The organism is Hoeflea algicola (assembly GCF_026619415.1).
Taxonomy (GTDB): domain Bacteria; phylum Pseudomonadota; class Alphaproteobacteria; order Rhizobiales; family Rhizobiaceae; genus Hoeflea; species Hoeflea algicola.
The window spans coordinates 555,579-576,539 of the sequence record NZ_JAOVZR010000001.1 but is presented as its reverse complement, the minus strand read 5'-3'; the positions used below and the strand labels follow the sequence as shown (position 1 = coordinate 576,539).

Here is a 20,961-nt window from a genome sequence, read left to right as displayed (position 1 = left end):
CATTGCACATCTTCTCAAACATCGCCCTGGCCGCCCATCAACCTCCGTGGATCGCCATTATGCCAACTTCACCTATCAGGCCAAGAGCTGGAGCAAGCCACGCCAAACAGAAAGGAAATTAGCAAAAAGGAAGCGGTCCATGCCACTGTCATGCTACGAAGAACACTATCTGGGGGATGTCGGCTTATTGTTCTGCAGCCTCGATGCGACCAAAAAGGAACAACCAGACAATGAAACTCAATTTGGTATTGGCGACAGTGTTCATGGCGTCCACGCTGTTGCCTGCGACGGGGCAGGCCGCGGGCGGTGTTTGCCCCTGCTGGACGACTGAAATCCTGCAAAGCATTCAAGGTGGTGCATGGTGCAACAAGGTGGGATGGCATGACGGTCAGAACGGCGAGGATGTATCGCTGAATTGAACCAAGGGTGGATTTTCGCACTACGCGGGCGCTACTAAACGTGAAAAATGTAGCTATCAAGTTGGCGGGAATATGGCAGACTTCAAGAGCCGTTACGACCTGACAAAGGCCGAACATAGTGCCTGCTTCCAGTCAATTGTGACTGAATGCGCCCGCCGGGGACTCAGTTTCCGAAACTAATATTCCCCTCAGAATATGAGTATTCTGGACAGTGACCAGTGGAAATAGGCCCTATCAATGCAGGTCGCACTCAAATGAATTGACTTGAGCGCGACCTGCATTAGCGCAAATGCTTGGTCGGCTGGTCCAGCGTGAACACGTCGTCGCGGACGCTATCCATCCGCGCGCGGAGCAGCTCCTGTATGTCATACAGGCTTCGATTGTAAAAATACGCGCCCATCCTTTCGGTGAAGAACCTCATCAGCATCTCGGCCGGGATCGACCCAATATCCTGATCCGGTTCCTCGCAGAAATAGTCCTGAATTTCTCCCACCACGGCCTTGGTTTTTTCGCGTCTGAATTTGATCGGTTTCATCGTTGTCCCTTCGCTTGAGCAGGGGTCTTGGCGTTTCGGGGGGTAATGAATTCGCTCAGCTTTTATGGACAGGCCTTCAATTTGTGATGGCCACTATGGGTTTGCACAATGCGCGTTGATGAACCGCACCGATGTTCAAACGATTTCGCGAGCATCTTCTATTTGTGAACGGGGATGCCACCAATGCTTGCGGCCCTGACCCATCATCACGGATGCGCGCGTGAAATAAACACAAAGTTCTCCCAGATGCTTCTTTCGCGCCAATTCTCTCCTGCTCAACCGATATTGACCCCAATTCTGTTTTGCCGATCGGGGACGGGGTGGATTCCATATCCTTAACGGCATCCGCCTGGCAGCTTCCCCTTGCTTGACACCCGCCAATTGCCGCCTGACATAGATGTTAAATACTTATCCAAAGGTGCCCTCATGAAGATTTTCGCAATCGCTGCACTGGTCGCAGTCAGCTTCAGCTCTGCTGTTTCCGCCGCACAAAAGTTCGGCCCACTGATCGATCCTGCAACCCTCAACACCGAACTGACGACCAATGCGCCGCTGATCCTCGACATCCGTGGCGAGGCATATGCAAAGGGTCATATCCCGGGCGCGGTATCGGCGCCTTATGGTGATTTCCGCGGGCCGAAGGACAATCCGGGACAATTGGTGCCGGAAGCCAAGCTGGAAGCCCGGCTGCAAAGCCTTGGTGTCAGCTATGACCGGCCCATCGTTGTCGTGCATGAGGGCAACACCGATTCCGACTTCGGCGCTGCCGCCCGGGTCTACTGGACGTTGAAATCCTCGGGCCTGACCCAGCTTGCCATCCTCAATGGCGGCATGACCGAATGGGGCAAGGCAAAGTTGCCGCTCGACACCACCACAGTGATCCCTACCCCGTCGACCATCGACATCACATTCTCACGGCAATGGCTTGCCGATACCGACGAGGTCGCCTCGGTCGTTGAAGGTCAGACCAAGGGCTCGTTGATCGATGCGCGTCCGGCGTCATTCTTCCATGGCGAGAAGGCCCATGATGCCGCCGCCCGTCCCGGAACGCTACCTGGCGCGGCCAACGTGGTGCATTCAACCTGGTTCAAGGGTGGCACCAAAATTGTCGATGCAAAGGATGCGGCCTCGATCGCTGCGACGCTTAGCCTGAAGCCGGACGAAGAAATTGTCTCCTTCTGCAACACCGGACACTGGGCCGCCACTGACTGGTTTGCCATGTCCGAACTTGCCGGGCTGCCGAATGTAAAGCTCTACCCGGAATCGATGGTCGGCTATTCCAAGACCGACCATGAAATGGCCAATGTTCCCGGCCTGTTTCAGACCCTTCTTCGCAAAGTCATGGGGAACTGATGTCAACGACCGTTGAGCAAACGATCACGCCTGGCCCCCGGTTTCGGGGCCAGGCGCTTCGGCGCAGCACGCTGTTGATCGGCGCGCTGATTTTTATCATCTCCGTGGCCGCTTTGGCCGGGGCGCGGTTCGGACTGATGCTGATGATCGGGCTTGGCTTCGGCATCGCGCTTGAAGGCCTGCGTTTCGGCTTTGCAGGCCCTTGGCGGGCGATGATCCTGCGCCGTGACCCGGCGGGCATCCTCGCGCAACTGCTGGCCATCGGACTTGTTGCAGTCGTGGCCATTCCGCTTTTGCAAAACCATTCCGGCGAACTGATTGGCGCCGAGGCGCCGATCGGCTGGGCGATGATCGGCGGCGCCTTCGTGTTTGGCGCTGCGATGCAGGTTGTGCTGGGCTGCGGATCAGGCACGCTGGTCAATGCCGGCAGCGGCAATCCGGTGGGCCTTGTGGCTTTGCCGTTCTTTGCCGTCGGAAGCTTCTTCGGCGCTTATAATCTGGTGTGGTGGACCGATCTTGGCAGCCTCCCGATCATCGTCCTCAGGGGTGGTCAGGGGCTCGCCATCACGCTGGCGCTTCTGGCCGCCGTGGCAGGGCTTTTGCTGTGGCGCGCTGCACCTGGAACCCGCAAGCTGCCCGGACGCTATGTCGCGGCGGCGCTGATCATCGCCGCGCTTGCCATCGGCAACCTGCTGGTGGCCGGCCAGCCTTGGGGCGTGGTTTACGGGCTCGGCCTTTGGGTCGCCAAGGGCGCGGTTGCCACAGGCGCAGATCTGAGCGGTTCGGGATTCTGGTCAGCACCGGGCAATGCCGCGCGGTTGGGCGAGAGCATTCTCACCGACTATACTTCGTTGACCAATATCGGACTGATCGCAGGGGCCTTCGTCGTCGCCACCTGGCGCGAAGGTGGATTGGCGGCGCCGTTACAGAAATTACCCGCACGCGCCTGGATTGCCACTGTGATCGCCGGCTTGCTGCTTGGTTACTCTTCACGCCTCGCCTTCGGCTGCAATGTGGGCGCGTTCTTCTCGGGCATTTCGACCGGCAGCCTGCATGGCTGGGTCTGGTTTGCAGCGGGTTTCGCAGGGTCGTGGGTCGGCGTCGGGTTGCGCCCACGGCTGGGACTGGAGACGCGCGCATGACCCGGAAAGTTACAGCCACGGCCGCAATGATCCTGGTCGCGCTGCTGATCGGATTTGACCTGTCGGCGGCCCAACCCAACCCCTATGCCCAGCCACCGCTTCTGGCCTTCGGTTCGGGCGTTGCCCCGAGCGGTGGATTCTGCGCCGCATTGCCGAACTGACCCCGAACGCTGCGGTGAGTCACAGCAATTCCTGGGCGGGCTTTTGCCCGGCCAGTTACCAGCGCCGCCGATATGATGGAGCGCGCGCGGGTCTGTTATAGCAGCACGGTGAAGGCTCGCGGCCAGCAGGTGCGGCATTCAGCCTCAAGCGGGTCCTAACTTTCTGGGTCTGATGGCGCCGCAAGCCGGGCTACACATGTTATCGATTAACATCCGAGCCCTTTTTCCTGCGGTATGATCGATGAACATCGAACTCGCCAAGACCTTTATTGCCATCGTTTCGAGCGGGAGCTTCCTCAAGGCGTCAGAACGTCTGAATGTTGCGCAGACAACCGTGAGCGCCCGCATCCGCACGCTCGAACAGTTGCTGGGGCGCGACCTGTTCATTCGCCACAAGGGTGGCGCAACGCTCACGCCGGCTGGCCAGCAGTTTCTCCACCATGCGCCGATGTTTATCCAGTTATGGCAGCGCACGCTGCATCAGGTTGCGGTGCCTCCGGGCCGCCGCGCAGTCCTCACGGTGGGCAGTGAGGTCAGCCTGGCTCAACCGCTACTGCTCAACTGGGTTGAGTGGATCCGCGAGTCGCTTGCCGACATCGCGCTTCGGGTTCGCGTCGATGTGCCCAAGGACATGATCACACAGGTCGCATCGGGCGAGATCGATTTGGCGATCATGTATGCACCTCAACATCTGCCGGGTCTTAAAATCGAGCTGCTGATGGAAGAAAAGCTGGTATTCGCGACGACAGATCCGCAACGACGATTTCCGGACAACTCCGACTATATCTACATGGATTGGGGGCCAGATTTTTCGCTTCAGCATGAAATGAATTTTCCGGACATCACGCCTGATATCCAAATGGACCTCGGCCCTCTTGCGCTCAACTACATCCTCTCGGTCGGCGGATCCGGCTATTTCCGGTTAAGCTCGCTGCAGCCCCATGTCGCCGCTGGCGATCTTCACCTTGTTCCGGAAATGCCGATGTTTTCCTATCCGGTCTATGCAGTGCAATCCGTCAATGCCGACAGAAGTATTGCCGACGCAGCGCTGGCCGGGCTACATGCCATCGCAAACAACGGGCACGAACACTCAGGCGCCGCACTTTAGGGTCGGGCAATTCCTCAGGCCAAGAAATCCATATTCGCGGAAGGGCCGCTGACGCGGCTTCCATTCAGCCCGCGTCGGTCTCAACCACGACCCAGGTTTGGTCAGAGCCGGTATTTTTCCTCTGGAATGTCCAGATATCAACCGCAATCAACAACTGCGACCGATGATGCGGGGGATGATCGAGCCCGGCATCCGGCTCGCCGACACGGATCTCCGCTTCGAACCGGACCTTGAATTCGGGCCGCGCGCCATCCATGTCTTTTGCGACAATCCGCATGTCGACAAGCGTGACGATTTCAAGGGAAGGTTGTTCGCCGCGCGCCCTGCTGGCTTCGATATGCAACGAAAACACGTCAAGAACATCGGTGGAAACAAGCCCGGTCAGTTCGGTTGTGTTCCCGGCGCCATAGTTGGTCACAATGCGCTCATAGGCCTTTGCTGCCTCCGTCAGAAAGGCACTCTCGTCGAAGTCGTCCGGCGCTTTGGGGGCTGTAGTCGTCGAATTGGCGATGTGTTCCCGTGCTGCAGCCGCCTCGGGCGTCGGCGCGCGCGAGTCGAAGAAGGCCTTGAACCAATCCCCCTTTCGCTGCTCGTAGGTGACAATCAGGTAGGTCCAGTAGATTGCAAAGACAATGATCGGCCAGAGACTGATTCCATTTTCCGCAGTTTCGCTCATGGCGTTTCTCCAATCGATCCCCGGTCGAACCCGACCGGGCGACATCACCGGACCTGGGGCAATCCCTCAAACTGATGGAACGGCGGCGGTGACGACAACGTCCATTCCAGGGTCGTGGCTCCCTCACCCCATGGATTGTCGCCGGCCGGGCGCTTCTTCATGAAGGCTTCCACCACCGTGATCAGGAAGACGAGAATGCCGAGCGCCGAAATGTAGGAACCAATCGAGGAAACGAAATTCCAACCGGCGAAGGCGTCCGGATAATCCGCATAGCGGCGCGGCATCCCGGCAAGACCAAGGAAGTGCTGGGGGAAAAACACGAAGTTGACGCCGACAAACATCAGCCAGAAATGGCTCTTGGCGAGGAAGGAATTGTAGCGATAGCCGCTCATTTTCGGGAACCAGTAGTACCAGCCGGCAAAAATGGCGAAGGCCGAGCCAAGCGACAGCACGTAGTGGAAATGTGCCACCACGTAATAGGTGTCGTGCACGGCGTGGTCGAAACCGGCACTGGCAACTTGAACGCCGGTTACGCCGCCGATGGTGAACAGGAAAATGAAACCGATCGACCACAGCATGGGGGTTCGAAAGGAAATAGAACCACCCCACATTGTCGCCAACCACGAGAACACCTTCACCCCGGTCGGTACTGCGATGACCATGGAGGCGAACATGAAGTAGCGCTGGCTGTCGGCCGACAGGCCAACGGTGAACATGTGGTGCGCCCACACGATGAAGCCAATGAGACCGATTGCCACCATGGCGTAGACCATGCCGAGGTAACCGAACACCGGCTTGCGCGAGAAGGTCGAGACAACATGACTGACGATGCCGAAGGCCGGCAGAATCATGATGTAGACTTCCGGATGCCCGAAAAACCAGAACAGGTGCTGATAAAGAATGGGGTCACCGCCGCCATCGGGGGCAAAGAAGGCGGTACCGAAGTTGCGGTCGGTCAGCATCATGGTCACGGCACCGGCCAAAACCGGCAATGAAATCAGAAGCATAAATGCAGTAACCAGCATCGCCCAGGCGAACAGCGGCATCTTGTGCAGGGTCATGCCCGGTGCGCGCATATTGAAAATGGTGGTGATGAAATTGATCGCTCCCAGGATCGAGGACGCACCCGACAGATGGATGGCGAGAATGACAAAGTCCACTGCCGGTCCGGGCTGGCCGGTGGTGGAGAAGGGTGGATACATCGTCCATCCGCCGCCATGTCCCAATGTCCCCGGCGCTCCCTCGACGAACATCGAAACGATGAAGAGCACAAATGCTACCAGCAGCAGCCAGAACGACAGGTTGTTCAACCGAGGAAACGCCATGTCGGGGGCGCCGATGAGGATTGGCACGAACCAGTTACCGAAGCCGCCGATCAATGCCGGCATCAGAACGAAGAAGATCATCACCAGCCCATGGGCGCTGACAACAACGTTGTAGGTGCCGGGATCGCCGAATATCTGCATGCCGGGTTGCTGAAGCTCCATCCGGATCAGCAGTGACAGCCCGGTTCCAAAAAGACCGGCCAAGATCGAGAACAGCAAATAGAGCGTTCCGATATCCTTGTGGTTGGTGGAATACGCCCAACGTCTCAGAAATGGCAGCGGCGCGTGGCCATCCGGAGAAACCGCGGCGTCCTGTGTTCTGGTGTGGGTGTAGGCTTGGTCGGACATCGTGTTCTCCGTCATGCATCGAAAACCCCGCAGCAAAACGACCGCAGGGCGATTCCGAAAAAGATGGGCTTTCGGAAAAAACAAGGCAAACGGAATTAAATGCAGATTGAGTGCAATTAAATTGCACTCAAATGAAACACAGTCGGAGTCGCTGACACACACAGGAAATTGCAGCTCGGCGCAATTGCCGACTGCTCCATGGTTGGCCGGGTGACCACGGTCTTTCGGTCGAAAAACGGGTTTGCTTCAGCTGGGGAGCCCGTCCGGGCAGGCTAAAACCCAGGCACGGCTCTGTTCAGACAAATGGCGGTCAGTGCGTCAATAAGGCGCCCCGGCTTCCAAGCTGGGCAAACGCCAGCTACACACGCGCCGGACGGACACAGCCCGCTGCACTGACACCTGTACCCGATCAATGGATGCCGTTGGCGCGTTGCAGTTCACGCACATAGGCGACGATCTTTGCGACGTCGGCATCGCTCACGCCTTCGCGTGGCGGCATGTCGCCAAAACGCCAGTGATGGGCGCGGACGCCGTTCTTGGCGGCAAGCACAAAGGCCATGTCGCTGTGGTGGTTGGGTTCATAGATCACATGCACCAGTGGCGGTGCGACGCCATCCTGACCGGCAGCATTGCTGCCGTGGCAAGTGCCGCAATTGCCATCAAACAGCACCTTGCCCTCTTCACCGGCCGCGGAAAGAACGGGCACCGTGACATTGACCAGCGGTGCACCGGCTTCGCCTGCCGTGGTTTGAACCGAATGCGGATTTTCCGGCTTCGGCCAGAACTTGTCATAGGCGAACGCCGCACCACCCAGAACGAATACCGCAATGACGAAATACTTGGGGTTCATAGCGTTCCCTGCCCGGCCATGCCGTCAATGATCGGACAGTCCGGTCGATCATCGCCATGACAGGTATCGGCGAGCTTCTTCAGGGTTGATTTCAAGGCCGTGAGTTCGGCGATCTTGCGGTCCACCTGCGAGATCTTCTCGAGTGCCAGCGCCTTCACATCGGCGCTTGCCCGGTTCTTGTCGGCGTAAAGCCCCAATAGAGAGCGGCACTCATCGACTGAAAAGCCGAGGCTGCGCGCCCGCTGTACAAAACTGAGTCGGCGTACATCCTCTTCGGCATAATCGCGGTAGCCGTTCTCAAGACGCGCTGGCTTGACCAACTTGATGTCCTCATAATAGCGGATCGTCTTGGCCGGCAACCCGGTGGTCCGGGAAACGATACCTATGTTCATTGCGTTTCTCCTGTACTGCAGTGGAGCCTAGAGGTTCCACCGGGCGGAAGGTCAAGCGTCCAGATCGACACGCCGCAGCCGCAACGCGTTTGCAATCACCGATACCGATGACAAGCTCATCGCAGCTGCTGCAATCATCGGCGACAGCAGCGTGCCGGTGATCGGGTAGAGCACCCCAGCAGCGATCGGAATGCCCAGCGAATTGTAGGCAAAGGCGAAGAACAGGTTCTGCTTAATGTTGCGCAACGTGGACTGGGACAGTTTGCGCGCCCGGACGATGCCGATAAGATCGCCCTTCAGCAGCGTGATGCCGGCGCTTTCCACCGCCACATCCGCGCCGGTTCCCATGGCGATGCCCACCTCGGCTGCCGCCAGTGCCGGTGCGTCATTGACGCCGTCGCCGGCCATCGCAACCTTATGGCCCTTGCCGTGCAGTTCATCGACCAGCGCCTTCTTGTCTTCAGGCAGGACTCCGGCCCGCACCTCGTCGATGCCGAGTTGATCGGCCACCGCGCGGGCCGTCCGCTCATTGTCGCCCGTTGCCATGATGATCTTCAAGCCTGCGTCATGCAGCGCCTTGATGGCTTCGGCTGTCGATTGTTTGATCGGATCCGACACCGAAACCAGACCGCTGAGTTGACCGTCAATAGCGACATACATGGCGGTCTTGCCGGAACCGCGCAGTTTGTTGGCCTGATCTTCGATCCCGGAATGGTCTATTGCGGACAATTCCATCATCGCAGCGTTGCCAAGTGCAACCGGCCTGCCCTGGAATTTCGCGCGTACCCCCTTGCCTGTGATCGCCTCGAAATCGGTGATCGCTGCCGCTTCGACGCCACGTGATTTGATGCCCTCGGCGATGGCTTCGGCCAGAGGGTGTTCGGAATTTGCCTCAATACCGCGCACAACTGCCAGCATCTCGGCTTCCGGCAGGTCACCGACGACAATGACATCGGTCAGGCTCGGTCTGCCTTCGGTCAATGTGCCTGTCTTGTCGACCACCAGGACATCGACCTTGGCCATCCGCTCAAGCGCCTCCGCGTCCTTGATCAACACCCCTGCCTGGGCGCCGCGCCCGGTGGCGGTCATGATCGACATCGGCGTGGCAAGTCCGAGCGCACAGGGACAGGCGATGATCAGCACCGATACGGCGGAGACGATGGCGAAGACAAACGCCGGGTCGGGGCCAAAGGCATACCAGAGCCCGAAGGCTGCGATCGCCACCGCGATCACTGACGGGACAAAGAAGGAGGCTACCCGGTCCGCAAGTCCCTGGATCGGCGCCCGTGAACGTTGCGCCGCCGACACCATGGCGACAATCCGCGCCAGCATGGTTTCATCGCCCACCCTGCTGGCTTCGATGATCAGCGAACCGTTCTTGTTGAGCGTGCCGCCGGTCACTGTATCGCCTTGGCCCTTTTCAACCGGCAGCGGCTCTCCTGTCAGCATGCTTTCGTCAACCGATGTCTTGCCACTGATGACCCGCGCATCCACCGGCACGGCCTCGCCAGGGCGAACTCGAAGCCGGTCGCCTTCAACGATGTTTTCGAGCGGCGCATCATATTCATCGCCATCGGGCGTAATCCGCCGTCCGGTTTTGGGCGCCAGATCTAAAAGCGCGCGAATAGCATCGCCGGTCCGCTCGCGCGCGCGAAGCTCCAGCACCTGCCCGACAAACACCAAAGCGACGATCACCACAGCGGCCTCATAGTAGACCGGCATGTGGCCCCCATGCATTTGCAGGCCGGCTGGAAAAAGCCCGGGCAGGAATGTGGCAATCACAGAATAGATATAGGCTGAACCGACACCGATCATGATCAGTGTCCACATGTTCAAGTTCCAGGTCCTGATCGAGTTCCAGCCGCGATGAAAGAACGGCAGTGCAGCCCACAGGATCACAGGGGTGGCCAGCACAAACTCAAGATAAATTGCCAGGCTTTCCCCGAGCCATTGACGGATGGGAAGCCCGAGCATCGGCCCCATCGTCAGCAGCACCAGCGGAATGGCCGCAAGCGAGCTTACCCAAAGCCGCCGGGTAAAATCGGTCAGCTCGTGGTTTGCGCCTTCCACAACCCCACCCTGCGGTTCCAGCGCCATGCCGCAAATCGGGCAACTGCCGGGTCCTTCCTGGACGATCTCCGGGTGCATCGGACAGGTGTAGAGCGTGTTTTTTGGTGCCGTCTCCTTCTTTCGCGCCTTGTTTCCAGACAGATAGAAATACGGATCGCTTTCGAAACGGTCATGGCATTTCTGACTGCAGAAATGATAGTTGTCACCCTTGTACTCGAGCGATGGCTTGCCTGCATCGAGTTTGACTTTCATCCCGCAGACCGGATCAGTCACCGAGCCATCAACCGGCACCGTGGCGCTTTGATGGATGTCTGCCGCGGACTGCAGGTGATGTGGGTCATGATCGTGGTCGTGGTGAGTTTCGGCATGCACATGGCCGTTGTCGCCGTGTTGGTGTGATGCCTCGAATGGTTTTTTCATCAACGCAATCCTTTTCGCTGCCAGTACGCTAGGCCTTCCAGTCAATGGAAGGTCAAGAACAATTATTTTGACGTCATTATGGAACCATCCAGTGCTGGAAGGTCGTTGATGTGATCGAGGCATTGAACAAGGAGGTCCAAATGTCCTACACGCGCTTCTTGACCATGATTGCAACGTCAACAGTCATCATGCTGGGCTTGATGTATCTGAATACATATGCGTGGGATCACATCTTCTTCAGCGAGACGCGCACCTACATGGCGATTTATATGGGTTCGGCGATGGCGATTATCATGCTGGCCTTCATGCTCGGCATGTACACCAACCGGAAGCTCAATATCGCCATCTTTGCCGTTTCCGCGCTGATCTTCGCGGGCTCTGTCTATCTGGTTCGCAGCCAGGATACGGTCGAGGATGTTTCCTGGATGAAAGCGATGATCCCGCACCACTCGATCGCAATCCTGACCAGCAGCCGGGCCAATATTTCGGACCCGCGCGTGCGCAAGCTGGCCGACAATATCATCGAGGCACAGAAGCGCGAAATTGGTGAGATGAAAGCTCTGATCGTCGATCTTGAGGGCGGACCTGCTGCAACGCCGGAAATCGACGGCCAGTGATGCTGGCCGCCTTCGCTTGGCACCGCAATCCGCCGTCAGACCGGCTTTCGTGATGCGCCGGGTTTGGTGGGAACCTCAAACTGTTGCAGCGGCGCGGTCAGCACCCAGCGCAAACCAGTCTGCAGATATTCGGTTGATGCCTGGCCGTTAAAGGTGGCCGCGACATGCCGTTCGAGGATTTGCGCGCCAAATCCCTTGATTTCAGGCTCAACTACAGCCGGCCCGCCACTTTCCAGCCATTGCAGACGCAATTGCTGACCGGTGTCGGATGTCTCAACCGTCCAACTGACTTCCACCCTGCCCGCGCTGGTGCTTAACCCACCATGTTTTGCGGCATTGGTGGCGAGCTCGTGCAGCGCCATGCCCATATGCTGGACCGCATCCGGTCGCAGATCGATATCGGGTCCTTTTACCTTGATATTGCCACCAGTGGCGCCGAAATGCGCAAGCTGGCTTTCTACGAGTTCGCGCAGCGGTACCGAAGCCCACTCCCGCGCGGTCAGCGAATCGATGGAAGCGCCGAGACCCATGATCCGGCTGGTGATCGATTTGGCCATCTGTTGCGGATCGGCATTGCGCTTGGCGGTTTGCCGGACAATGGAGATCACCACGGCGATCAGGTTCTTGGTGCGGTGCGCCAGTTCCTTCATCACGAAGGTGATCGTTTCCTCGCGCTGGCTGCGGTCAAAGGATGCGTTCGACAGAGCCTTGGCGACTCTATCGATTTCGCTGATGCGCGAATCGATCGGCGAAACGATTTCTCCCTCGCCCAGCCGCTCGGCCATCTGAGCGACGTTGTAGACCGTCTTCTTCAGGAACCGGGTGAAGAGATAGAGGATGGCAAGCGATAACAAGAGGAAGATCAGCCCGCCCCAGATGAGAATCTGCCAACTCTGCAACAACGAAGCCTGAGCCGCGTCTGCTGGACCCCAGACGAAGGTTGCCCATTGCGTTCCGATTATCGGCGCGTAGCCCAGAATATTTCCTTCGGCATCGCTGAACCGGCGAAACCGGGAGGTACCGGAAAAATCGGACGGCAACAGACCCATCGGAAGCACCAGCGCATCACCGGTGTTCAATCCACGCTCGCTGCTGGCCACGACGATCCGGCCGTGGTCATCGACAACTGCGGCCGTCCAGCCCGGCGCCAGCACAAGCCGGTCGATGACCGGCGCCAGATCCTCTGTATTTTTAGTCGTCACCACGACATGGGCCTCCGACGTGGTGAAATTCGGCAATGCCTTGAGGACGTTGAAGGCCCATTTGCCGCCGGTGCGCCCCAACAACACATTGGAGACATACGGCATGCTGCTGGCCATCGCATTTTCGATGCCGTCCATGTCGGCGACGAGGCCCAGCTCCGTGCCAAAATCAACCCGGGTATTGAGAAGCTGCTGACCGTTCTTGTCGGTGACGATGATGTAGTTGCCGGATCCGCGCAGCGCAAAACGGGAGCGCCGGTGAAACCCTTCCAGGTCACCCTGGCTCAATTCTTCCATCGACGAGACCAGGTTTACAGTGATCAGCATGCTGTCGATCACCGGCTTGATTGCCTGGGCAATGCTGGCGGCTTCCCGCACCGTCCGCTGTTCCACCTTGGCATTGTCGGAAGCCTGCAATTGTCCCAGCAGCAATACCACGAAGGCAAACAGCGGTAGGAAAATGGCCAGGATAAGCGCGCCAAGCCAGGTCGAAATTGAAAAGCGTGTCATTCAAAATTCCCTGAGCAGGCCCGCGCCCTCGTGAGTTTGGTAATCGCAATCGATCACTACAAACCCGGTTGTCAGCTTAGCGCCAATGGCGCGAGATGGCGTCATATAAAGCGTGCCGCGCATGCGCATCCGCACGCACATAATTTCATTTGTCGACCACAAGTGCCAGCATCGAATTATGGCCGTATGGAGACAGACAGCGATGAAATTATGCCATCCATTCCAGTCGAATGATGTTCTCGCACTGTGCCGGGATCAGTCCGCGTCAATGAACACGCTGACGCTGGCGGCCCGTCCCTCGGCATCCATCACCGTCAGCGTGGAAGCCCCTGCCCCGTCCGGCGTCCAGTTTAACACACGCCGGCGACTTGCCTTGGCCAACGGTTCGCCATTGGCAATCAGCCGGTAGGGCGCCGCCCCGCCCTGCAGCTTGATTACCAGTGGCGTCAGTTGCCCGGCGCCGCGCGAGGTTAAGGCCACGCGCGCGCCCTGTGGCGGATAGACAATGCGCGGCGGCAAAGAAACACCGGCCATCAGTGGTGCAGCATCCTGGCCGGGTGCAAATTTTCTGAGCGCAAACGGCAATTGGCTACGCGACCGGACAACCAGGCCCCGCGGCGGTGCGGCAAATTTAACCGGTGCGAGATCGCTGCGCGCAAACGCCTCAAACAGCAAGGGGGCTGCGGTCGTAAGTCCCGACAGCCCCGGCAAGGGTGCGGCATCAGGTCGTCCAACCCAGACGCCGAGCACATGGCGGCCGTCAAAACCCACCGCCCAGGCGTCGCGATAGCCATAGGAGGTGCCGGTCTTGTAGGCGATGGCGATCCGGGGCGCGCCTTGCGGTGCATCAACGCCCGAGAGAATATTGCTAACCCGCCAATTGGCACGGGCATCGAGCACCGGGTGCTCGAATGTGGTCTTTACCCCATCCTCAAAACCATCATGCAGCACCCGGGCGGCGCCATCATTTATAAACGCTGTGTAGAGCTGCACCAGATCGCGCAGGCTCACGCCGGCTCCGCCAAGCCCGATGGCAAGTCCAGGTGCGCCGCCGGGCGGCAACTGCAGATCTGCGCCGCCGCGTCTCAGCCGGGCGAGAAAACGCTGCGGGCCAACCGCTTCGAGCAACCGCACCGCCGGCACATTGAGCGAAAGCTGCAATGCTTCGCTGACGCTGACCTCGCCCATGAAACCACGATCGAAATTGCGCGGGCGGTAACCGGAAAAATCAGCCGGGCTGTCATCAATCAGCGTTGCCGGATCGACAAGTGCATCCTCGAACGCCAGGCCATAGATGAAGGGTTTCAGGGTTGAACCTGGTGAGCGGATGGCGCGGCTCATATCGATGGCGCCGGCGCGTCCGGCATCCAGGTGCCCGGTTGACCCCACGGAGGCGAGGATCTCGCCATTGCGGCCATCGGCCAGCACCATGGCAAGCGATTGTTTGGGCCCAAGCCGGGCCGCGGTTTCCCGCGCCAGATCTTCCAGCCGTGCCTGAATTGTCTGCTCCAGTGTCAGCTTGATCACACGGGCTTCCGGCATTGATTTCAAGGCTGTGTCGGCAGTGTGGGCGGCGAGATCCGGCATTGCACGGCGCCCGCGTGGAACAGCGGATGCTGACGCACGGGCAATTTCGCTTTCGGGAATGAGGCCCGATTCCTGCATTCGTCTGAGCACCCGGTCGCGCGCCTGCCGCGCTTGTGCATGTTGGCGGTCGGGCCGCCGCACTTCCGGCGCCTGCGGCAGCGCCACCAAGAGCGCCGATTGCCCCAACGTGAGCTTGCGCGGCTCCTTGCCAAACCAGGCGAGGCTCGCCGCGCGTACGCCTTCGATGTTGCCGCCATAGGGCGCCAGCGTGAGGTAAAGCGAAAGGATTTCATCCTTGCTCAGGCGCCGCTCGATCTGCAGCGCCCGCACCATTTGCCTGAGTTTGGCCGAAAGCGACCGCTCAGACCGCGGTTCGATCAGCCGCGCCACCTGCATGGTGATGGTAGAACCGCCAGAAACGATGCGGCCGCCATTGACCACGAACTGCACCGCCGCCCGCAGCAAGGCCAGCGGGTCGACACCCCAGTGATCGCGAAAACGGCGATCCTCATAGGCAAGCAGCATGTTGATGTAGTCTGGATCAACCGCATCCAAACTCATCGGCAACCGCCACAGACCCTGCGGCGTTGTGTAGGCGCGCAGGAGCTGGTCGTTCCGATCTACCACCTCGCGCGAAAGATCGCTGGCAGCCTCAAGCGGTGGCGGAAACGCCCGGTCTGCACGCACCAGCGCGATCGCCCCAAGCCCGATGAGGACAAGGCCGCTCAAGCTGATGCCAGCGAGGCGTTTCCATCTTGCCGCGGACGGCCGTTTCATGGCGCGCCGATGACCTCCAGAATGCCGGTCGCGGTGCGTGCGGCGAGTTCCGGCCGGTACATGTCCTCGACCACCGCTGCGGGCTGCGCATAGATCCCGGGTGTTACCGCGCGCACCACATAAGCGGCGGTGAAGTTGCGGTTGGACGAGCCATTGCGGTCAAACGCCGCCATGAACCGGTCATCGCGGAATTCCGCATGGCCCGCCGATGTCGGTTCGAGCCAGGGGAAATTTTTCAGGTCCGCGCTATCGACCAGCCGCGGGTTGTCGATCACGAAACCTGCAGGCAGCAGATCTGTGACAACCACCCGTGATGTCCAGGCGTTAGCCTCGCGCATTTGCAGAACCACGAGGTAGCGCTGGTTCTGCTGTGCCGATGCGATCGAGGCCGGCTGACCGTCAATCGTGTAGTAGCTGCGGCTGATGTCGAACCCGACACCGCCGGCGCTCAGCGGTTGCGCCGGGGCTGCAATGGTGGTCACCACCGCGTCCACCGGATCAGTTCCCTGGTTGACGATGGTCAGCGGGTTTGCCTTCACTTCCTCGCCGCTCAGTTGCGATTGGTAGGCGCCGGCATAGGCCTTTCCGTTGACATTGACGGAGATCGACTTGTTGCCCGCAACGATCGCCCGCGCAGCCAGCACCATCCAGGCGTTTTCCTGAGTGCTGGTCGATTGCCGCACGGCCTTGGCGTCGCCGACAAAGCGGATCAATTCGGGAACGATGCCCGGGGTCGGCGTCGATTCCGCCGCCAGCGCGAGCATCGCCGCACCATCGCGCAAGGCCGAACCATAATCGTTGCGGCTGCCCACCAGTCTGGCTGTTGAGCGAGCCTGCTGGAAGGCCGAGCGGAAGCTCTCACTGGCGCGTTGCTGATCACCATAGAGCGACAGCGCCGCTCCGATCTGGGCACGCGCCAGTGGCTGGGCGAAGCGATTGATCTGGCTGTCGGAATAGTACCGAAGATCAGTGGCCGCAGCCTTCCGATTGCGCGCCAGCACATAGAGCGCATAGGCAATGCCGCTGCCATCTGTTTCAACATCGGTGGTGTAGGACAGCGCATTCTGGAGATTATCGAGCGCCAGACGACTGGCGACCGACGGCACCGAAAATCCTTTTTCCAGAGCCCTGGTGAGAAAATCGGTGACATAGGCGTCGAGCCAGAGATCGCCGGAGCCCGGGCCCCAAAGACCAAAACTGCCCGATGACGACTGGTAGGCGACAAGCCGGTTGATGGCCGCATCGATGCGCTCGCGGATTACCTTGGCGTCTTCAGCACCATTGCTGTCGCCAAGTTCGCTCAGATAGAGCAGCGGCAGCGCCCGGCTGGCAGTCTGTTCGGCGCAGCCATAGGGATACCGGTCGAGTTGCATCAGCAGCGACGCCACGTCGAAGGCGGCGTTGCGGGTGACCCCGACTGTTACCGAAGCACCGTCGAGCAGACTATCGGCCAGCAACTCGCCGTCGATCCGCAAGGTGCCGCCATTACCGGCAAGACTGATGATCCGCTTGATGGTCACCGGCATTGCCGCCGGCCGCACGGTGATCAGTTCCTGCCGTTCGAGTTCCAGCCCGTCCGGGCCGGTCAGCGCCACGGTGACACTGTCAGACCCGGTTCGCAGACCTTCGAGCGGCACCACCAAGCTGTCGCGGCCGCCTACTGCCAGGTCAAATTCATGACGAACGCCATCTCCGACCTTGATGCGGCCCGAGGCGGTGAACAGTTCCACGGCATAGGTCCCAGCCGGTCCATCGGTATTGGCAAGTTCGATCAGCATCTGCGAACGGTCTTCTGGCGCCAGGAATTGCGGCAGGCTGGCAGAAATCACCACCTGATCGCGGACAATCACGTCCTTGGTTGTGTGGCCCAGCCCCTTTTTGCTCCAGGCCACGGCGTTGACGCGCACGGTGCCGTTGAACTGAGGTATCTCAAAGGAAACCGTCGCCGTTCCGTCCGCTCCGACTTCCACCGGGCCTTCAAAAAACGCCACCAGTTTTTCCTTGGGCGGGCTGCCCTCCGATCGCATCATGGCGCCGTCGCCGCCCGAGCGGATACGGCCGGTGACGCCGGCCGAACCGTCGATCAACCGCCCGTAGATGTCGCGGATCTCGAGCCCCAGCGCGCGTTGGCCGAAATACCATGTTTCCGGATCGGCAACCTCGTGCCGGGTCAGGTTGAGAATGCCGACATCAACCGCGGAAATGGTCACATAGGCCTGCTCGCCGGCGCTCAAGCCGGCAATCTTAACCGGAACCGTGAACTGGTCGCGCGGCGTGGTCTGACTGGCCATGTCGAGGCTGACCGACAATTGCCGCTCTCCCGGGTCAACGGTGAGCCACTTGACGCCAATGGCGCGCATCGGCATCCGCGATTCCTGATCTCCTGCCGGGCGGTAAAGCGTCGCCGTCACATAGGCGCCCGCTCCCCATTCCTCGGTGATCGGCAGCGCGACCGTGGCGCCCTCGGCGCCGACTTCGGCAGTTACGCTGGTAACCAGCCGCTCGGACCCCACCGTGACCAGCACCTTGCCGGCAAATCGCGGCGAAATCCGCAACTGTGCAGTATCGCCGATCTGGTAATTATCCTTGTCGAGCGCGATTTCGAGCCCGTCGGGTGTTTCGACCGACTTGGCGGCGACATACCAGCCTGCATCAAACAGCATGCTGGTCTCGGCGCCGTCCTCGCCCACCACGTCGAGCCGGTAGCGGCCCCATTCGACATTGGCGGCAACCCGTGCTGCGTCATCAGCAGCAAGATCGACCTCGCCGTCGGCCACTTCGGTGGTGAAATCGACCACCTCGTAGTTCCAGGAATTACCCTGGCGATACCACTGATAATTGCGCTCGATCCGCACCAGCGACCATGACGTCGGCATCGCCGTCCGGGCACCGTCAGCGTCAATGGCGATAAGTCGGAATGAGGCTTGGCTGTTTTCCGGGACCTGGCCGTCGTCAAACTTCGGATCGATGCCGATACGCGGTCCGTCTGTCGCAACCTTGAGGTCGACCGCGCGCTCAACCGCGCGTCCACCGCCCTCGGAAGCGCGGATCGTTACCTTGGCGGTCAGAAATTGCGTGGTGAAAGGCAGACTGTCGAGGTTGATGCCCACTTCTGCCTTTCCTGCCTGATCGAGCGGTTGCAGATCCTCGAGCGAAATCCGGGTATTCTCGAATTCCTCGTCGGCAAGCCCGAATTCAAACCCCGGATAGGCATCGAGCGTGCGGGTACGGCTCAGCACCACTTCGCCTTCGGTGGCCATCCCCCCGGCCGGTGCGCCGTAAAGATAACGGCCGGAAACCTCTATTTCAGCCGGCTCACCGGGCGCAACGATTGCGTCTTTCGCATCAAGCTCGATCTCGATCCGGTCAGGCTGGAAATCCTCGACCAGAAAGGTGGCCTCGGCGATCGCTGGGCGTTTGGGATCTGTATGGAGCGCCGCGCGCCAGGCCCCCTGCATGGCGTTCTCCGGCAGCGACAGGGCCAGCGTATGACCGCCCAGTGCTGTGCCGTCAGAGACGACGCGGCGGTCTTCAACTCCGTCGGGCCTTTGCACGATGATGGTCAGCGGCAGATCAACCAGCGCCTCGGCGCGGCTGTCGCGCGCAAGGGCTGTTAGGTGAACGGTTTCGCCGGCGCGGTAGATGCCGCGTTCGGTCCAGGCCATGACATCGACGCCACCCGGCGCCGCCCGGCCGGTGACGCCGCGGTCGGAAAGGTCAAATCCGCCACTGGTCAGATCGAGAAACACGAAATCGCCATCTGCACTTCTGGCAAGCAGCGCTGCTGGCGCCAGTCCGGCAAGTCCGCGTGTCAGTCCTGGCTGGAACCGGGCGTGGCCGCTGGCGTCGGTGACCGCCTCGCCGAGAACCTCGTTGTTGCGGGCAAGCAGCGTCAGCGACACGTCGCCCAGCGGTTCCGCTGTGTCGAGCGAACGCAGGAACACCGAAAGTCCGTCCGTTCCGGCAAACGTGGTCAGGCCGATGTCGGAAATGACAAACCACTGGGTGGCGCGCGCATCCCAGCTTTCGCTCTTGTCACCCAGTGGCGTGGCGGTCAGCACATAGACGCCTGGCTGGCGTTCGGGAAGCAGCGTGTCGACCGGAATGCTGGTGGTCACCTCGCGGTTGAGTTCGCTGGAAATGTCGATGGCCCCCTGCCACACTGGTGCGCCCACATCCTGGCCAATCATCTCGGCCGTGTAGCCTTCAAGCTGACGCAGGAATTCCGAACCGGTGATGATGCGCGTCAATGCCCGTTCGCCAACCCGGTAGAGCTTCAGCTCCGCCGACGGCGCATTGATGGTGACGAGCGGAATTCCGCGCCGCGATTTTGCCGGCAACACGAAATTGGAACCGGTGAAACGCGCCACCGGCGCACGGTCACGAATGTAGAGCGACAGTTCAACCGGGGCTTCGAGTTGTTCGCCGACGCTCGACGGCAGTCCCTGGCGCAGCACCACGCGGTAACGCTGGCCGTGCGACAGGCCGTTGGCACAAATCTGCCGGTTTTCGGTCTCGATCGCCACGTCATCGATACCGTCAATGCTGAGATAATCGGCATAATCCTGCCCCTTCACCAGATTTTCCGAAAACTGGATGCAGACCCGCGGGGTATCGCTTTCGGCGTCAACCATGTTGTCGACCACCCGGAAGCCGCGCCGAGTGCGCAAATCGGCATAGGCAGCGCGCAGCGCCGGCACTTCGCGGATCGCCAGGCTCGCCTTGTAGGCCGACAGCGCCGGTCTCCACCTCTCCGACCGCTCCAGCGCTTCGCCAAGCACTGCGAGGGCGTCGGCCCGTTGGCTTGCCGTCCGCGAGGTCTGATAGGCGTTGACAGCTGCCGATACCGCCACGGAGCGCAGATTGCGCACCAGATTGGCGTTTTCGGGGTTGAAGGTAAGTGCTGAGCGCGAAAGTTCGGCCCAGACCGGGCTGCGCTCGGGATCGGCGGCAGCGGCAATGGCAAAATTGCGCACCGCGGCTTGCATGTCGCCCTCGGCGATCGAGGCTTCGGCGGCGCGCGTCAGCACGGTTGCGCCACGGCTGATGGCGCCGGCGTTGCGAGTGATGATGCGTTCGCGGTAGGTCCGCGCCGCGTCAAGCGTCGATGCCGGCACGAAGCTCAGCGTGGGCGCCGCGCCAAGCTCCGGCTCATCGCTGCTGACCACTCTGCCGGCGACCGCGCCAACAAACGGATTGATGGTGCTGTAATCGGATTTGAGGAAACACCAGCCTGCCTTGACATTATAGGTGAACGCCTTGCATTGCCGGTCTTCAAGGCAGATGGCCTTGCATTCATTCAGCTCCACGTCCTGCACCGTGCGCAGATCAAAACCGTAATAATCGGCATCTTGCGTGGTTTCGATTCGGCGTTGCTCCGCCTGCACGCTTGCTGGCAGACTGACCACCAGAGCACAGATAAAAAACAGGGTGCGTTGAAATCCAGACATGTCACCTCCCGTGCCCGAC

General features: G+C 60.1%; 15 protein-coding genes. 6 read left to right on the top strand and 9 right to left on the bottom strand.

The window, feature by feature from the left end; all coding sequences use genetic code 11:
• Positions 1-230: 230 nt before the first annotated feature.
• Entirely contained in the window at positions 231-419 is a 189-nt protein-coding gene (locus OEG84_RS02905; protein ID WP_267652342.1) for a hypothetical protein, read from the top strand.
• Between the two features lie 280 nt (positions 420-699).
• Here the strand turns inward: OEG84_RS02905 and OEG84_RS02900 are convergent, their stop codons facing one another.
• The gene (locus OEG84_RS02900) at positions 700-954 is read right to left on the bottom strand and encodes a DUF2164 domain-containing protein (RefSeq protein ID WP_267652341.1); all 255 of its coding nucleotides are present in this window, start codon (positions 952-954) and stop codon (positions 700-702) included.
• Positions 955-1,380: 426 nt separating this feature from the next.
• Here OEG84_RS02900 and OEG84_RS02895 point away from each other — a divergent pair, with 426 nt between their 5' ends.
• The 4 genes from OEG84_RS02895 to OEG84_RS02880 all read left to right on the top strand — a co-directional run bounded on the left by OEG84_RS02895 (position 1,381) and on the right by OEG84_RS02880 (position 4,718).
• Positions 1,381-2,307, top strand: coding sequence for a sulfurtransferase (locus tag OEG84_RS02895; protein ID WP_267652340.1), 927 nt, complete (start codon positions 1,381-1,383; stop codon positions 2,305-2,307).
• Entirely contained in the window at positions 2,307-3,449 is a 1,143-nt protein-coding gene (locus OEG84_RS02890) for a YeeE/YedE family protein (protein WP_267652339.1), read from the top strand. The genes OEG84_RS02895 and OEG84_RS02890 overlap by 1 nt, the downstream gene beginning before the upstream one ends.
• Positions 3,446-3,610, top strand: a complete 165-nt coding sequence (locus OEG84_RS02885; RefSeq protein ID WP_267652338.1) for a hypothetical protein — start codon at positions 3,446-3,448, stop codon at positions 3,608-3,610. Before OEG84_RS02890 ends, OEG84_RS02885 begins: the two co-directional genes overlap by 4 nt.
• 241 nt (positions 3,611-3,851) lie before the next feature.
• Positions 3,852-4,718 carry a LysR family transcriptional regulator gene (locus OEG84_RS02880; RefSeq protein WP_267652337.1) on the top strand — a complete coding sequence of 289 codons (867 nt, stop codon included), beginning with the start codon at positions 3,852-3,854 and terminating at the stop codon, positions 4,716-4,718.
• A gap of 64 nt (positions 4,719-4,782) precedes the next feature.
• Here the strand turns inward: OEG84_RS02880 and OEG84_RS02875 are convergent, their stop codons facing one another.
• The 5 genes from OEG84_RS02875 to OEG84_RS02855 form a co-directional block, all read right to left on the bottom strand.
• Positions 4,783-5,394 carry a Tim44 domain-containing protein gene (locus OEG84_RS02875; RefSeq protein WP_267652336.1) on the bottom strand — a complete coding sequence of 204 codons (612 nt, stop codon included), beginning with the start codon at positions 5,392-5,394 and terminating at the stop codon, positions 4,783-4,785.
• A 44-nt stretch (positions 5,395-5,438) separates the two neighbouring features.
• A complete protein-coding gene (gene ctaD / locus OEG84_RS02870; RefSeq protein ID WP_267652335.1) occupies positions 5,439-7,067 on the bottom strand; it encodes a cytochrome c oxidase subunit I in 1,629 nt (542 codons plus the stop codon).
• Positions 7,068-7,476: 409 nt separating this feature from the next.
• A complete protein-coding gene (locus OEG84_RS02865; RefSeq protein WP_267652334.1) occupies positions 7,477-7,917 on the bottom strand; it encodes a c-type cytochrome in 441 nt (146 codons plus the stop codon).
• A complete protein-coding gene (cueR, locus tag OEG84_RS02860) occupies positions 7,914-8,309 on the bottom strand; it encodes a Cu(I)-responsive transcriptional regulator (protein WP_267652333.1) in 396 nt (131 codons plus the stop codon). Before cueR ends, OEG84_RS02865 begins: the two co-directional genes overlap by 4 nt.
• A gap of 51 nt (positions 8,310-8,360) precedes the next feature.
• Positions 8,361-10,799, bottom strand: a complete 2,439-nt coding sequence (locus OEG84_RS02855) for a heavy metal translocating P-type ATPase (RefSeq protein WP_267652332.1) — start codon at positions 10,797-10,799, stop codon at positions 8,361-8,363.
• A gap of 140 nt (positions 10,800-10,939) precedes the next feature.
• On the opposite strand from OEG84_RS02855, the gene OEG84_RS02850 reads away from it, so the two are divergent.
• The gene (locus OEG84_RS02850; RefSeq protein ID WP_267652331.1) at positions 10,940-11,416 is read left to right on the top strand and encodes a DUF305 domain-containing protein; all 477 of its coding nucleotides are present in this window, start codon (positions 10,940-10,942) and stop codon (positions 11,414-11,416) included.
• Between the two features lie 35 nt (positions 11,417-11,451).
• On the opposite strand, the gene OEG84_RS02845 is transcribed toward OEG84_RS02850, so the two are convergent.
• The 3 genes from OEG84_RS02845 to OEG84_RS02835 form a co-directional block, all read right to left on the bottom strand.
• Positions 11,452-13,128 carry a sensor histidine kinase gene (locus OEG84_RS02845; RefSeq protein ID WP_267652330.1) on the bottom strand — a complete coding sequence of 559 codons (1,677 nt, stop codon included), beginning with the start codon at positions 13,126-13,128 and terminating at the stop codon, positions 11,452-11,454.
• Positions 13,129-13,383: 255 nt separating this feature from the next.
• On the bottom strand, positions 13,384-15,492 hold the full coding sequence (gene pbpC, locus OEG84_RS02840; RefSeq protein WP_267652329.1) for a penicillin-binding protein 1C: 2,109 nt from the start codon (positions 15,490-15,492) through the stop codon (positions 13,384-13,386).
• Positions 15,489-20,942, bottom strand: a complete 5,454-nt coding sequence (locus tag OEG84_RS02835; protein ID WP_267652328.1) for an alpha-2-macroglobulin family protein — start codon at positions 20,940-20,942, stop codon at positions 15,489-15,491. The genes pbpC and OEG84_RS02835 overlap by 4 nt, the downstream gene beginning before the upstream one ends.
• Positions 20,943-20,961 lie beyond the last annotated feature (19 nt).